This window comes from Sporomusa sp., assembly GCF_035561155.1.
Taxonomy (GTDB): domain Bacteria; phylum Bacillota; class Negativicutes; order Sporomusales; family Sporomusaceae; genus Sporomusa.
The window spans coordinates 1-15,586 of record NZ_DATMYD010000114.1; the positions used below are offsets into that span (position 1 = coordinate 1).

The 15,586-nt window shown below is 40.8% G+C and carries 15 protein-coding genes; all 15 read left to right on the top strand.

Going from position 1 to position 15,586, the window contains the following annotated elements:
- The first annotated feature begins 181 nt into the window (after nt 1–181).
- The 15 genes from VN447_RS15710 to VN447_RS15780 all read left to right on the top strand — a co-directional run bounded on the left by VN447_RS15710 (nt 182) and on the right by VN447_RS15780 (nt 15,218).
- Entirely contained in the window at nt 182–2,206 is a 2,025-nt protein-coding gene (locus tag VN447_RS15710; RefSeq protein ID WP_325526289.1) for a hydantoinase/oxoprolinase family protein, read from the top strand.
- Nucleotides 2,207–2,254: 48 nt separating this feature from the next.
- On the top strand, nt 2,255–2,524 hold the full coding sequence (locus VN447_RS15715) for a hypothetical protein (protein WP_325526290.1): 270 nt from the start codon (nt 2,255–2,257) through the stop codon (nt 2,522–2,524).
- Between the two features lie 82 nt (nt 2,525–2,606).
- The gene (locus VN447_RS15720) at nt 2,607–2,885 is read left to right on the top strand and encodes a hypothetical protein (RefSeq protein WP_325526291.1); all 279 of its coding nucleotides are present in this window, start codon (nt 2,607–2,609) and stop codon (nt 2,883–2,885) included.
- A gap of 165 nt (nt 2,886–3,050) precedes the next feature.
- Complete coding sequence (locus VN447_RS15725; protein ID WP_325526292.1) at nt 3,051–4,439, top strand: APC family permease; 1,389 nt, start codon at nt 3,051–3,053, stop codon at nt 4,437–4,439.
- Between the two features lie 22 nt (nt 4,440–4,461).
- Nucleotides 4,462–4,710 carry a hypothetical protein gene (locus VN447_RS15730; RefSeq protein WP_325526293.1) on the top strand — a complete coding sequence of 83 codons (249 nt, stop codon included), beginning with the start codon at nt 4,462–4,464 and terminating at the stop codon, nt 4,708–4,710.
- Between the two features lie 456 nt (nt 4,711–5,166).
- Nucleotides 5,167–6,501 carry an MFS transporter gene (locus VN447_RS15735; protein WP_325526294.1) on the top strand — a complete coding sequence of 445 codons (1,335 nt, stop codon included), beginning with the start codon at nt 5,167–5,169 and terminating at the stop codon, nt 6,499–6,501.
- Between the two features lie 216 nt (nt 6,502–6,717).
- On the top strand, nt 6,718–7,206 hold the full coding sequence (locus tag VN447_RS15740) for a prolyl-tRNA synthetase associated domain-containing protein (protein ID WP_325526295.1): 489 nt from the start codon (nt 6,718–6,720) through the stop codon (nt 7,204–7,206).
- A 399-nt stretch (nt 7,207–7,605) separates the two neighbouring features.
- Nucleotides 7,606–7,845, top strand: a complete 240-nt coding sequence (locus tag VN447_RS15745) for a hypothetical protein (protein WP_325526296.1) — start codon at nt 7,606–7,608, stop codon at nt 7,843–7,845.
- Nucleotides 7,846–8,375: 530 nt separating this feature from the next.
- Nucleotides 8,376–8,861 carry a sigma-70 family RNA polymerase sigma factor gene (locus VN447_RS15750; RefSeq protein WP_325526297.1) on the top strand — a complete coding sequence of 162 codons (486 nt, stop codon included), beginning with the start codon at nt 8,376–8,378 and terminating at the stop codon, nt 8,859–8,861.
- A gap of 19 nt (nt 8,862–8,880) precedes the next feature.
- Nucleotides 8,881–9,780 carry an anti-sigma-V factor rsiV gene (locus VN447_RS15755; RefSeq protein ID WP_325526298.1) on the top strand — a complete coding sequence of 300 codons (900 nt, stop codon included), beginning with the start codon at nt 8,881–8,883 and terminating at the stop codon, nt 9,778–9,780.
- Nucleotides 9,781–9,812: 32 nt separating this feature from the next.
- Complete coding sequence (locus VN447_RS15760) at nt 9,813–10,541, top strand: hypothetical protein (RefSeq protein WP_325526299.1); 729 nt, start codon at nt 9,813–9,815, stop codon at nt 10,539–10,541.
- Between the two features lie 336 nt (nt 10,542–10,877).
- Nucleotides 10,878–11,237, top strand: a complete 360-nt coding sequence (locus VN447_RS15765; RefSeq protein ID WP_325526300.1) for a PadR family transcriptional regulator — start codon at nt 10,878–10,880, stop codon at nt 11,235–11,237.
- Nucleotides 11,238–11,258: 21 nt separating this feature from the next.
- Entirely contained in the window at nt 11,259–12,278 is a 1,020-nt protein-coding gene (locus VN447_RS15770; RefSeq protein WP_325526301.1) for an HlyD family secretion protein, read from the top strand.
- Between the two features lie 9 nt (nt 12,279–12,287).
- Nucleotides 12,288–13,874 (top strand): DHA2 family efflux MFS transporter permease subunit, encoded by a 1,587-nt coding sequence (locus VN447_RS15775; RefSeq protein ID WP_325526302.1) that lies wholly within the window; start codon nt 12,288–12,290, stop codon nt 13,872–13,874.
- A 120-nt stretch (nt 13,875–13,994) separates the two neighbouring features.
- Entirely contained in the window at nt 13,995–15,218 is a 1,224-nt protein-coding gene (locus VN447_RS15780; protein ID WP_325526303.1) for a TolC family protein, read from the top strand.
- The last annotated feature ends 368 nt before the right edge of the window (nt 15,219–15,586 follow it).

Genomic DNA, 15,586 nt, shown 5'->3' on the forward strand with positions numbered 1-15,586 from the left:
ACTCAGGTAGCCAATGAAAAAGTCCGGGATATTATTAATTACCACGAGCCAATTCCTCTGCCGAAGGATATTGCCGCCAAGATCAGAGATATTGTAGAAAACGCTGTCGGACATATGCCGGGCGAAGACGATTAAAGAAAAATTGAGCTACCTGCTTTTGCTTTCGTAAGGAGGGATAGAAATGTCACTGGTATTGGGAATAGATACCGGCGGAACTTATACCGATGGCGTGGTCGTGGAGCTTAGAAGCAAACAGATATTGAAGAAGGCCAAAGCTTTGACGACCCGTGAGGATCTATCCATTGGCATTCGAAATTGTATTGCTAATTTAGATTTTGAGGATTTTAAGAAAATCAGTGTGGTTTCGCTTTCAACCACATTAGCAACCAATGCAATTGTAGAAGGTCGCGGCTGTGAAGTAGGTCTTTTGATGATTGGCTATAATCCAATAGATTCACTCCCGGTAAAACATTATTATGTTTTGCCGGGAGGGCACAATCTCAAAGGGCGTCCCAATGCAGAACTGGATTTGGAGAAAACCCGCCAAGCTATTTGCGAGCTGAAAGGCAAAGTAGATGCCGTAGCTATTTCGGGATATCTTAGTGTGAGGAATCCAGAACACGAAATTGCTGTAATGGGTATGGTAGGTGAAATTCTGGATCTTCCGGTGGTATGCGCTCACCAGCTAACGACTTCTTTAGGATTCCATGAAAGAACAGTTACTGCAGTTCTCAATGCTCGCTTAATTCCAATCATTACCGAATTAATTGAATCGGTAAAAAAGGTACTTGACGAAAAAGGGATAGAAGCACCCGTTATGGTTGTTAAAGGGGACGGGTGTATGATGGGAGAAGCTCTGGCGCGTGAGAAACCTATTGAGACTATTCTCTCGGGACCGGCTTCCAGTATCATAGGTGGAACCTTTCTTACCAAGGCTTCCGATGCCCTGGTACTCGACATGGGGGGAACCACGACCGATATTGCCATTCTGAAAAATGGAGTGCCCAGAATCAACCAGGAGGGGGCAACAGTAGGTGGGTGGCTCACACGTGTTCAAGCCGCACAAATATATACCTACGGTCTAGGTGGCGATAGCTATATCCAAATTAGCAAAGATGGAGAAATTCAGGTAGGTCCACAAAGGGTATGGCCGTTATCTGTGGTTGCGTACCAACATCCTTATTTAGTCGATGAACTGAAATTGAATTTTGAAAAGACCTACGATCTTATGTTTGCCCAAGCAACCGATTGTTTCATGTTCCTTAAACAGACTACTGTTGAAGTATTGAATGACCAAGAAAAAGAAGTAGTTGAAATTCTTCAAGGCGGGCCAAGAAGTCTATATTACCTAACCCAAAGGATGAATCTGGATCCTAACCTTCTAAATTTACAACATCTCGTTAATTTGGGGGTATTAGCCAGAATATCTCTCACTCCCACTGACATCCTGCATGCCAAAGGGACCTATCATCAATGGAACCGGGAAGCAGCGGAATTAGGAGTAGAAGTCTTAGCAAGTCGAATGAGAAAAAGCCCGAAAGAGTTTATTCGACTGGTAACAGAAAAAATAATCAATGAACTTTGCATTACCTGTCTTCAAAGTCTTGTAGGCTGTGATGAGCCAAACATCAAGATAAAAAATACACCCGATGTCATGTATTTTATACAAAAAGCCTTATCACCCAAACAAGACCAAGGATTTGACTGTTCTTTTAAAATCAATATGCCAATTGTCGGTATCGGTGCTCCGGTTCGGGCTTGGTTGCCGGCTATGGCGGAAAAACTGAATACCAGTTTGATCGTTCCTGAGCATGCTGAAGTAGCCAACGCAGTCGGGGCAGCAACTGGTAAGATTATGGAGACTGTCAAAGTATTGATTAAACCAGGAGAAAAAGATGGAACCTATTTGCTGCATGCCCCTTGGGAATGTAAGCTGTTTGAGGATTTGGAAGTTGCAGTGTCTTATGCACTGGACAAAGCCAAGAAAGAGGCAGTGCTTGCTGCAAATAAAGCAGGGGCAAAAGAGATTGAATTAGTAGTAAGCCATCAGGATAGATATGCGCAAGCCGGAATGATAGAAAATGATCTTTACATTGAATCACTTATCGAAATAACTGCTGTAGAACGTCCGGAATGGGAAAGGGAAGAAATAAAAGAAAAATTCTTTGTTGATTTGGGAGAGCCCACTTTGAGTAATGTTGGTTGAGTTAAGGGGTGAATTAGAGAGAGTAGGAGTTATGTGGGGTGATATAGAGTGGAGAATGATTGGGAGAAAATAGATAAAATGTACCGAAACGATACTGGGCTAGTTGTAATATTTATTATCTTTGTTTGGTTGATTTTAGGATATGTTTTAGTAAGTGTAAGTAGTTTGGCTCCCAATGATTTAATTAGGAATGTGATGTTAGCAGCAGGAGTCATGGCTGGTATTTTCATGACTACTTCTTTAATTGCTGTTTTGGTGCATCTGAAGAAGAACCGGGTTAGCGTATACCGCGATGAATTGCGCCAGGTCATACAGTAAAGAGGATTGCTTTTCGAAGTTCAGGATAGATAAAAACCTATAATTCATCGGATTGTCATGGATATCGAAAGGAGATTGCAAAGTGAGCGATGCCGAAAAGCAGAAGACACATAAAAATAGTTTCTTTATGGAAGTATTTGACGTTATGTTTATTATGTTGCTCTGCTTCGTTATACTTCTGACAACTATGTTAATGCGGGGTAAGGTTCTCGTGGGTTCAGGCTCAACCGCAGGGATTGACTATTCCTTTAATCTGTCTGTTTTTTCAATAATTATTATGGCTTTGGGGGCCTATATGTTTTATGTGATTTCAAGGTCTGATAATGAACTTAAGGCCATGATTAAGTGCCGCTATGACTAGGTTCGGCAAATAATGAGTTAATGCTAATCCAGTATGGGGGAATTAAATTGAATCTATGGTCACTGATGAACTGGGTCACCTGGGGGTTATGTGCCTTTATATTTGTACTCCTTGTGCAAGATTTTATCCGGGTTGAAATACGGCGGAAAGAGGAGGACAAAATTCATGGCCGATGTGACGACAATTGAGCACAATGAAGAACAGCATCTTTCAAAAGTCTTGGGACCGATGCATATATGGGCATTGGGTGTAGGTATTGTTCTGGTTGGGGAGTTTATGGGCTGGAACTTTACCGTGGCTAAGGGAGGGTCTCTGGGAGCCATTATAGCTTGCTGGGTTATAGCAATTTTGTATATTGCCTTGGTCATGATTAACACTGAAATCGGATCGGTTATTCCTGAAGCAGGTGGTCAATACGCAATGGCCAAGTACCTTCTAGGTCCGCTGGCAGCTTTTAACGTCGGGCTAATGCTGGTTTTTGAGTATGTTATGCTTGAAGCGGCAGACGCTTTGGTGGTCGGCGAAATCTTACAATCCATAGATCCAGCCATACAAAGTTTACCTTATATTATCTTGACGTTGTTGCTATTGACGTATCTCAATTACCGTGGAGTTTATGCCACATTAACCCTAAATTTCTTTATTACGGCTATAGCTTTTGTGACCATCTTTGTGCTTCTGTTTTCAACTCACTTTCAGGATGCTTCGCAAAGTATCCTTAGGATTTCAGAGTTGACGAATGGATTACCTTATGGCTGGGTAGGAATCATTGCTGCGCTACAGTTTGCAATCTGGTTCTTTCTAGGGATAGAAGGGACCGCCTTAGCGGCAGAGGAATGTCGCTCAACTGCACGTTCACTTCCTGTGGGGACGCTCATTGGAATGGTAACACTGCTAGGTGGGGCAACCGTAACTTGGTTCGTCTGTTCTGGTCTGATAGGGGCTGAAACTCTGGGGGAATCCGTTTACCCACTGTATGAGGCTGCTCTGGCAACGCAACTGCCCGGGGTTATCGCAATTATGTTCGTCGGCACGATTTTAGCCTGTATGGCAAGTGCGAATGGCTGTATTAACGATGCCAGCCGTGCCTGGTTCGCAATGTCGAGAGATACCTTGATACCCGGTGCTTTTTCGGCAATCCATCCTAAGTATAAAACTCCTTATCGGGCTATCTTGTTCCTATTACCGATTTCACTGGCGTTTGGTTTTACGGGGCTGTTGGATCAAGTCATTACATTTTCGATTTTATCGGCCTTGCTGGTATATTTATTCATGGGTTATATGATGTTTAAATTTAGAAAGATGTATCCCATGGGATCTATTGAACGTGGGTATGTGGCACCTTGGCATCCGTTGCCGGCGTTTATATTGCTTATTCTAACCTTAACGACGCTGACTGGAATGTATTTCGGCTATTGGGTCAACGTACTGGCCGGTCTATTGTTCTATTTTTTAGCTTCTCTTTGGTTCGCAGTACATCGCTATAAGTTTGTTGATACACAGGCTTTTCTCAAAGCGAATGTAACTTGCTGGCCACGGGCACAGGGATACTAATTAATAGCATAGGAGGGTTATCATGCCTGCATGGGCTCCGGTAATGGCTGCTTTCCTTGTACCAGGTTCTGGCTATGTTTTATTATCAAGGCCAATGCGGGGGTTGGTGATGATTTTTTGGATGTGTATTTTTGGCTACATCACATTCCAGCTATCATCGGCCAACATTTCAGTGATTGGCAGATCCTCTGGAGGAATCGCAGTCTGGATTATTTCAATCCTCGAGGTATACCATATCACGCGGAGAAAAGAAATTGGTCAAGTTAAGTGATACTAGCAAAGCTACTATCGTAGATTGTCAAAGAAGATAACTAGTATCCAATAAACTCCTAAAGTGGCACAATAGCAATATTAAAATTCCTAATATTCTGAAAAATAGCGCACGCAATGTTATTAAAATAATGAACTTTGATTTGTTCTTCAACAAAACATTGAAGTTTTAAATGAGATCGCGATGGAATTACAAATAGGCTACCCTGGTTAAAGAAGATAGGCAGCTAAAGTGCCGCTATTGCGACTATGTTAACAAGAAGCCGAGGTTCTTTTTGTCAAATTCTAAATTTTATCTAGTGTTTTGCTGGAGGAGAAATAAAAATGGCTCAAGGCACAAAGCTTTGAACCGCAACGATTCTCCACAGGAGGTGGTTTACTAATCTGTATTGAAATGTGAACTTAAGACCAAAAATCTCGATTCTAAACTCAAGGATCAATTAAGGAGGGGAAATTAATGTCTAAGCCTAAGTCTGTGATTGAAGATTGTGCGTTTACCCCATTCCTAAAGAAGTTAACTCTTTACTGTAGCGGCGGTCCTTTTTTAGATGGTTACATTTTGGTTATAATCGGAGCGGCACTCGTCCAATTGGGTCCGCAACTTAAACTTGATGCATATTGGTCAGGAATGATCGGGGCATCTTCCCTCGCCGGACTTTTTATAGGTGGTGCGGTATTTGGGTATTTGACCGATATAATTGGGCGTAAGACGATGTATACACTCGACCTACTCGCATTAGTCATAGGTTCAATTGCGCAAATGTTTGTTACAACACCAATGGAACTTGTTATTCTCAGATTTCTAATTGGAGTGGCCGTAGGGGCCGATTATCCAATTGCTACTTCGCTATTGGCGGAATTTGCTCCCCAAAAATATAGGGGTTTCATGTTAGGCGGCTTAATAGCCATGTGGTATGTCGGGGCAACCGCCGCCGATATTGTAGGGTATTTGTTACTGGATGTAGAAAACGGTTGGAAGTGGATGTTGGGTAGTGCGGCTATCCCGGCTATCATATTGATTATAGGGCGGTGGGGTACTCCGGAATCGCCGCGCTGGCTGCTAAGTAAAAATCGTGTTGAAGAAGCCCGGGCTGTCATGAAAAGGGTATACGGTCCTGAGGCAGATATTGATGATTGTGAAGTGGAAATCGGTAAAACCCGCTTTGGGAAAATTTTCGAGGGCGGCTATTTTAAACGGATAATCTTTGTCGGTGCATTTTGGATGTGTCAAATAGTGCCGCTGTTTGCCATTTACACTTTTGGCCCGGTAATATTGGAGATGTTCGGGCTGGGGCATGGCAAGGAGGCCATGCTTGGTGACATAGTTCTTAGCGCTATGTTTTTAATTGGTATCGGTCCTGCGCTATATTGGGTCAACAGCATGGGGCGACGTCCTCTTATCATCTGGAGCTTTGTTTTTATGACCTTAGGAATGTTAATTTTAGGTGTGTTCCCGAACGCTTCTCCTTGGGTGATTATGGCCGGGTTTTCTATTTATGCTCTGGCTTCAGGCGGGCCGAATATTCTTGAATGGATTTATCCCAACGAGTTGTTCCCTACCGATATCAGAGCTACGGCAGTAGGCATGGGTACCGCTTTAAGTCGTATTGGAGCGTGTGTCGGTACATATCTTTTGCCTAACTGGCTGCAAACTTACGGGCTCGGCCCAACTATGCTCATCATGACAGCAATTACTTTTGTGGGGCTTATTGCTTGTATAACTTTAGCTGAGGAGACCGGTGGCTTAAGTCTGGCTCAGGCTGGCTCTGTTTCAAAGAGCGTTAACCAATAGGATGACGGATGTTTGTTAGAAGAGCAAGGCTAAAATAGAAGTTATTCTCGCAATGCTTGAGGGAGATTAGTCCCTCAAGCATTGCGAGAATAGATATATCTTTGAAAAGTGCAATAAGAAGGAAGTATATAACAGATTCATCAATAGTTATTTATGGTTTTAACTTTGCTGGTACTTATATTTGTGTGTAAAGCGGGGCTAAAAGGAGTTACGGTGATGGAACAAGACAAAAAAGTGTTTCAGGTATTAAATGAATTAAACATTTCATACCAACTTTATCAACATCCACCTGTATATACTGTAGAGGAATGGCATCAATATATTGGCGGCAAAGATGGCGTTATGTGTAAAAATCTTTTTCTGCGGAACCAGAAAGGGGATAGGCATTTCCTCGTAGTTGCCGACCATTCAACTACTATTGACCTGAAGATTTTGGCAAACCATTTGGCTGAAAAACAGTTAAGTTTTGCTTCAGAAAAGCGGCTTGAACAATATCTGGGGTTATCGCGGGGGGCGGTCTCTCCTTTCGGATTATTAAACGATGATAACAAAGAAGTCATTGTTGTGCTCGACGCAAGCATAAAAAGATCTAGCAACATGAAGCTTCATCCTAATTTAAATACTGAGACTGTTACTATTTCCTATAACGATTTGGAAAAATTTATTCGATGGCGTGGAAATAAATTGATGGACATTAATCTGTAGCCAACCAACACAGAAGGTAAAGATGAAGACCAATTCGCATTATAAAGGCTAAACAGCCACCAAGTATTTAATGCAACAGGAAGATCATCATTTCAACAAAGTATTGGATACACAGGTAATTCTCGGGCTTTTTTCCGAAGATTCCATGTCAGCTAAAAGGCAATTTTGCTGAATATATAAACCAGGCAGCCTCAGATACATTTATAACTTTTAATTCTTGTAAAAGTATCTAATTTTATAGTAAGTTACCTAAAGGGTGTGGCACTTACGTATTCGGTATCACTTGATACAATAAGAAGTCGTCTTTTCGGAAACTTACATGATTTTTCAGTTGCATTTTTGATCATGTTAACATATTATTAATATAAGTAATATTCGCACAACTGGAGGCTGATACAAATGACTAAAATTAATCGCAAAGCCATTTCTAACATCAGTTATCTTAGTTTACTAAACGTAGTTGCAGAAACTCCAGCAAAACTTTCCAGAGGCGATGTCCGGCGTATTGCCGATATGGCTAACAATGCCGGCGTACTTAAAGGATTTGCCGACTGGTTTGTTACGCAGGAAGAAGTGCGGACAGAAGTTCTTAGGGCATTTCGTAATTACATATCAGGCGAATATCGGCTAGTCTGTTAAAAGCGTTAGCTCAAAATTGTTTAGCTAAAGTAAAGAACTCCTCATCATTTACTGTGACGTGAATGATGAGGAGTTTGTTGTATTCGTTGTCCTAAATCTTTACTTGTAGCAGACACGGTGACGGTTCTTTCGTCTAGCATCTTAGGTAATTTCATACGTGAGTTTATGTTCACCTAGACATAAGTCTAGGTGATTTTTCGTTAGGGGGGCGTCGGTATTATTACACGAAATTAAACAAATACACGTAATAAAGGCTAGTTTTGCGTAAAGGTATTCCAGACAAGGAAGAATAGTTTTATCTTACATCCAATGGTGGGAAACGCTGATTGACTTACGTTCCACACCATTGTAAGCCCGGCATTCCTTGAGGAGGAGGACATAGATCTCCGCTGTAGATTGCTATAGAAGAATAGCCATGTTCTCAGAATAGGTTGGAAAGATTTTTATTACAAAATCCATATATGTTGCAAACTTTTTATGTATCACCGGCGTCTATACAGTGTAAACAGAGAAAGGAGCTATTCGCACTAATGAGGGAATGCATTATAGAAAAACAATTAGTAGATTACGTAATTAACAATAAGGAGAACCACTATCGACTAGCTTTTAGTTACGTTAAAAATGTTGATGATGCTTTGGATGTTATACAGGAATCTATTTATAAAGCCATTTCAACTGTTGATACTCTCAAAAATCCTGGCTATTTAAAAACTTGGTTTTATAAAATTTTAGTAAATACCTCCTTGGATTTACTTCGAAAACGGAAGAAGCTAGTTGTAGTAGATGATGAAGTGTTATTAAGTTTAGATTCAGGTACATTTGATAATTGTGAGGACATAGATCTTCAAAAAGCATTAGATAATTTACCTGTTCAATACCGTAGTGTAGTAGTACTTAGGTTTTTTGAGGATTTAAAAATAGAAGAAATTGCGGCTATTTTAGATGAAAATGTTAATACAATAAAAACACGCTTATACAAATCACTAAAAATGTTACGTATTCAAATGAATAATTAGGTAAGGAGGACCACTCATAATGGATAAAAAATTGGAAATATTGAAAAAGGAATATATGAATGTGACTATTCCTTCGGAATTGGACTTTGTAGTAAGAAAAGCCTTAAAAGATAACGGAATTAATAACAGTTTAAGAAATAATAATTTTAAAAGAATAAGAATAGCAACCGCTTCAATTGCCGCAGCATTTGTCGTACTTACTGTAGGCGTTAATACTAGCCCGGTTTTTGCAGCAGCAATAACAAAAGTACCAGTTGTAGGTAGTATTGTAAAAGTTTTAACTTTTAGAGAATTTACTGTAAACGAAGATACCTTCAATACGAATATAAAAATACCTGCCGTACAAGGTTTAGAAAACAAAACCCTGGAAAATAGCTTGAATGAAAAATACCTTGCTGAAAACAAAAAGTTATATGAACAGTTTATGGCTGATATGGAAAACTTGAAGAAAAATGGTGGCGGTCATTTAGGCGTAAATAGCGGTTATGAAGTGAAGACCGATACTGACAGAATTCTTTCTATAGGTCGTTATGTGGTGAATACCGTGGGTTCTTCATCAACAAAAATGAAGTATGATACCATAGATAAGAAAAACGGAATCCTAATTACTTTACCAAGCTTATTTAAAGACGATAGGTATGTTGAAATTATAAGTGAAAACATTAAAAAGCAAATGATAGAACAGAATAAAGCAGATAATAATAAGTTTTATTGGGTTGCAGGGATCGAGCAGAAAGGGACTATGAAGCTATTTGAAAAAATTTCAAAAGAACAAAGCTTCTATATTGATTCAGAAGGTAAGCTGGTAATTTCATTTGATAAATACGAGGCTGCCCCAGGATATATGGGAATTGTGCAATTCGCTATACCAACTGATATCATAGCGGATATTTTGGTTAGTAATGAGTATATAAAATAAGCAGTATATGATTTGCAGAAAGGATGAGGTGCATGAAACCCCGAATAGTATTATTTGCTACAATTTTAGTTATAGTATCAATGTTTACAGGCTGTGGAACAACATCGAACCAAGGGGTAAATAACCCAATAATCAGTGAATCACAAGCCCAAGAAAAAGAGAAAAGCATTAGCAAAGATAATAATGATAATAAAGAAATGGGATACGAAATCATTAGAAAAGTATCAGAGATGAGGGACAGTAATACCAAAATATTTTATCCGCAAATCTCGGGGTATAAAGGGCAATTGCTAATGGATTATATGAATCAAAGTTTGAAAAAAATCGTTGACATATATGGAAAAGGAGAAATGTATCAAAATATTAGTATAGATTATAAAATTACAAAAATGGATAAGGACATAATAAGTGTATTGTTTAAAGGTACAGGTAGAATTTCCAATGGCAGAGAAATCAATATTCAACAGAGTGTTAATTTGAATGTTAAATCTTCAAATGAAATAGTATTTAAAAATTTCGTCAAAGATGACCCGACATCTGTAGAAAAAGTCATGACATTATTAAATCAAAAAGCTAAAGCTATGGGGTCAAAGTATGGCGTGGAAGCTGAAGGTATAAGAATATTTTTTGAGGGGGAAAATATAGTTTTCTATTATATGCCTGCAGATGACAGTGCAAAAAGTTTTGTAGAAATAAGTGTTCCGCTAAAAGAATTAGAAAGCTTTTTAAATCATGATTTTGAAAAAAAACCGGCAAGTTAAAGTAGTAACCATCATATGTTTTTTAGTCACCTTTACACACGTTGAGTCAGTTGCGTTGATAGAGCGGAAGTAGCTTGATTTAAGGGTTCGTGGTTTTTTGGTAATTTCAAATATGTGTTTTTATGTTCGCCTAGACGTTGTCTAGGCGATATTCTTGTTAAGGGGGTATAATTTTTTATCGGCGCTGCTCTTTTTCGCAGGCAGTATTTTATTTGTATTAATAAATCAACCTAAATCATTCCATAGTTGCCATCAATCCACAGATTGACTACAGGCTAAAAACTTATTAAAATTAATAATGTTAAAGTTAATTACTTATGTAAATGGAGGTAGCTCATGTCATCGTCCAACAATGAGAAAAAAGTCTGGATTAAGCACATTACTGGGCTGCTGATTCTGCGGATTTTAAAGGATACGCCAGCCTACGGCAATCAGATTGCCGATGAAATTAAAAGGATAACTCAAGATACGGTCAAGCCAAATCCTAATTTCATTTATCCTTTGCTACGAGAGATGGAGGAGAACGGGTATGTAGAAGGTAGTTGGGAAAACCCTAATACCCGTGGTAAACGTATCTATACCATAACTGAAAATGGTCTTGTGTATTTTGAGCAGCTTAAAGAGGTAGCGCAAGCTAAGTTTTTAGAAATCGAGCGCTGCCAAAAAGTAATACGTAGTTTTTTATTTGAAGAATGATTTATAGGGAAGAGGATAATTATGAGTAAACTAAAGATATTAAATAACCGCAAAACTGTTATGATTGCCGGTGCAATCACAGGCCTACTTCTTGTTGTCGGTGGCTGGTGGTGGATATCTTCTAGTGGGAAAATATCAACTGATGACGCAAGAGTGAAAAATAACATTGTAAATGTGAGTACGAAAGTTCCTGGGCAAGTAGAAGAGATTCTTGTAAAAGAGGGCGACCATGTTGAAGCAGGGCAAATAATCGCTAATATCGATAGTGTATCTTTACAAATTCAAGTTGAACAAGCCCAGGCTAACTTAGCGTCAGCCCAAGCAAAATTTGCATCTCTTCAGGCAGGAAACCGACCTCAACAAGTTGCTCAATCACAGGCTTCCGTTGAACAAGCAGTCGCCAATTTAGATAATGCCCGAAAGAACTATGAGCGTGCGGCAAGTTTGTATGAAGACGGCGCGATGTCGGCGCAGCAGCGTGACTCTGCTCAAACTGCGTTAAAAGTGGCTCAGGCACAGTATGATGCGGCGGCAGAGGGATTGAGCCTGGTTAGCGAAGGGGCAACAGAGCAAGACCGACAATTTGCCGAGGCTCAAATGGCTCAGGCGGCTGCAGCGCTGAAAAATGCACAATTGCAGCTCAATAATTCCGTAATTAAAGCGCCGATTTCAGGAACTATCGCCAAAGCTTCGATTGATCCCGGCGAAATGGTATCGGTGGGACAAACACTATTTAGTATTACGAATCCTGCAGATGCCTGGGTTGAGGTTAATATTGAAGAGACGGATATTGGTAAAGTCCAGATAGGACAAAGTGTTGAATTCAAAGTTGATGCTTACCCCGGCAAAAATTTCAAAGGGGAAGTTACTGATGTTGGTGCCGCTACTGGGTCGCAATTTGCGCTGCTCCCGTCGGATAATGCAACCGGCAACTTTACCAAGGTTACACAGCGCATTACGGTCAAAGTTAAAGTTATTGATGCCGGTAACTCGGTATTGAAACCGGGAATGTCTGCAGTTGTTGACATTCGCACAAGGTAGGTGTTGGATGTGAATACAGCGACTGCGCGCAATCAGCCTAACAAGTATTTTGTGCTCTTTATCGTCTCCTTGGGTACGGTATTAAGCGGCTATGTAAGTAGCTCTCTTGATATTGCTCTGTCCAACATGATGAGTACCTTCGGCTTTACTATGGACTCTGTGACTTGGGTACTACTTTCCTATATGATCCCATATGGAGCTACTCTGCCCATCATGGGGAAATTAGGTGACCAGTTTGGTCGTAAAAAAATGTATGTAAGCGGGTTGGTACTATTCACAATTGCAACGATGATGGTTGGTTTATCATGGAGCAGCGTTACTGTTATTGTTTTCCGGATTTTGCAAGGTATAGGGGCAGCAATGTTCTTCCCCAATGCAATGACACTAGTAGCCGATGCCTTTCCACCCAATGAACGGGGCCAGGCAATGGGCATGTGGGGGGCTCTCGCGGCTGCCGGTGCTGTGCTTGGCCCTACCATCGGAGGCTATATTGTCGAATATCTAAATTGGCGAATGTTGTTTAACAGCATTGTACCAATCGCTGCGGTTGGTATTGTTTTGGCAATCACCGTTTTACAGGAATCCGAGACGAATAATACTTCGGCTAAGATTGATTATGTTGGCGGCGTGACGCTGGTAACAAGTTTAAGCTCTTTGATTATTATTCTGAATCGGGGAGCAAAAGAAGGATGGACGTCACTCTATATAGTTAGCTTATTCATAATCATGGTTGTCAGCATGGTGGCATTTCTTTACGCTGAGAGCCATAAAGAGGAGCCACTGGTTGATCTTCACTTATTTAAAAACACTACCTTCGTGGCGGCAAATATCGTTGGTTTCTTAACCTTCATGGCCTTAAACGGTGGTCTGTTTCTAATACCTTTCTTTCTTAGAAACATTCTGGGGTACACACCTATTCATGCAGGGTTAGCGCTGATCCCTCTGATAGCCTCGATGATTTTCTTAGCTCCGATGGGAGGGAAACTGGCCGATACATCGGGTGGCAAGATACCGACTATGTTGGGGATGCTGATTCTTTCCATCACTCTGTATTCCTTTCACACCATGACAGCCGACACCAGTTATCCGTTTATCGCTATACGATTAATATTCATGGGAATAGGATTAGCGCTAACGATGTCACCTCTATCTAATGCGGCAATGGCTACTTTGCCAAAAGAAAAATCCGGAGTGGGCTCCGGGGTGTTCAATCTATTTAAGAATGTAGGAGGCAGCGTTGGTATTGCCATTTTGGGGACGCTGCTTGATCAAAGGCAGATATTTCACAACCATATCTTATCTAGTTCTATAGATGCATCATCCTCTATGGCCCAGCAGGTCATAGCAGGCATTCAAGGCGGTTTGATGCAAAGCGGGATGCAGTCCAGCCAGGCCTATGCAGCAGCTCTTTCTATCTTGCAGGGAATGGTATCAAAACAAGCAGCGGTGATGGCCTATGGTGATTTGTTTCAAATAGCAGCCTTCCTTGCAAGCTTGGGCGTAATCGCAGCTCTGCTAATTCGGGACATCCCAAAGGTGGGCGCTGGGAAGGCAATAGAGGCTGATGAAGAGTCAATTCCCGTCGCGATCCATTAATATCTTATGACTTTAGTAGATGGATTTTAATAGGTATGGATATGATTTTAATAGATATGGAGAGGAAAAGTTATGATCTCAAGAAAAGTACTCCTTAGTACTGCTGCAGGAGCTGCAATTATGCTAAATAGCATTATTGCTTTTGCCGACCCGGCTTCGGGGCTGTCGTTAGATGATAGCGTGGCGTTAGCGCTAAAAAATAACCCGACCGTGAATATGGCAATTGATGATCAGCAACGAGCCGATGGGGCGGTAGCTGAGGCTGAAGCAGGAAAAGGACCATCACTATCTTTGGGCACTGGTGTCAATCGCGCTCAAGGATCTACGCAATCTTTGCCAGGCACAAGTTATAACAGTTCCATTAAACTAAACTGGACCCTCTATTCCGGAGGCAGACTAGAGGGCCTTGTTGATCAGGCCAAACTGAACGCGGAAATCAGCGATCTAGGTGTTGATAAAGCTCGTGAGCAAGTGAAACTAGATGCTACTTCCGCATACTATGGTGTGCTTCAGGCAAGTGACATGGTCGGCGTAAATAAAGAAGCAGTTGAGTCATTAACGCAGCATTTAAAAACCGTTAAAGCGCAATTTGACAGTGGTGTTATTGCTAAATCAGATTTACTCCGATCAGAAGTTGAACTTGCCAATGCACAGCAGAATTTAACAAAGGCACAAAATGCATTTGAGATAGCTAAGTCAAATCTTAATAATGTAATCGGGGCACCGCTCGACACCGAGCAAATATTGAACAACCAATTGTCGTATACCGAGTTTAACTCCTTGATAGATGACTGTATTTCCTACGCAATGAATAATCGCCCAGAAATACAGCAGTCGAAAAATAGTATGGCCGTTGCTGAAAAAGGTGTGCAGATTGCTGAAAGTGGCAATCGTCCGACAGTTACCACTGGTGTAACAGATGGCTGGAGCGGGGACGAATTTCCGGGGCAAACTAATAACTGGTCAATGAACGTTATGGCCAACTGGAACGTCTTTGACTCCGGGCTGACTAACGCGAGAGTGAATCAAAATAAAGCGGCATCAGCTAAGGCCAAAGACCAGGATACCCAGCTGCGCGGCAATATTGAACTGGAAGTACGACAAAATTATATGAGCATGCGTGAAGCAGAAAAACGCCTTCAAACAACCCAAGTTGCTGCAGATAAGGCTGCGGAGGACTTGAAAATAGCCAAAACCAAATATTATGCCGGTGTAGGTACAAATTTAGATGTGATTGATGCACAATTAGCGTTGACGCAAGCCAAGACGAATCATACCCAGGCGCTATATGATTATAACGTGAATATGGCGAAACTTGAAAAGTCTATGGGTATTAAAGTGTAAGAAATACAGAAGAGGCATAAGAGGCATAAGAGGCATTCTTTGGAAGCTTAGGTATAGCTTGTGACTAAAATAAACAGTCCTGTAAATACTTAAAAGTATTGCAGGACTGTTTTACTCATTTTTGGGAGGAGTTTGCATTCAAGAGCAAAGCGGCATATTTAAGTAAACAGGTATCCCGTACCTTTTTTCGCAACTCCTTTAACCGTGACGTGGTGATACTTTTGATTGTGAATAATATCTTCAGAATGAGCCGCGCGTGTACTCAGTGAGAGCCACCCTGTGCATCAAAGAGAGCCACTGTATTCATCATGGGAGCCACCTTTCAATTATTGATGACTCCCATGGATTTTAGATTAGTTAATTCTTAT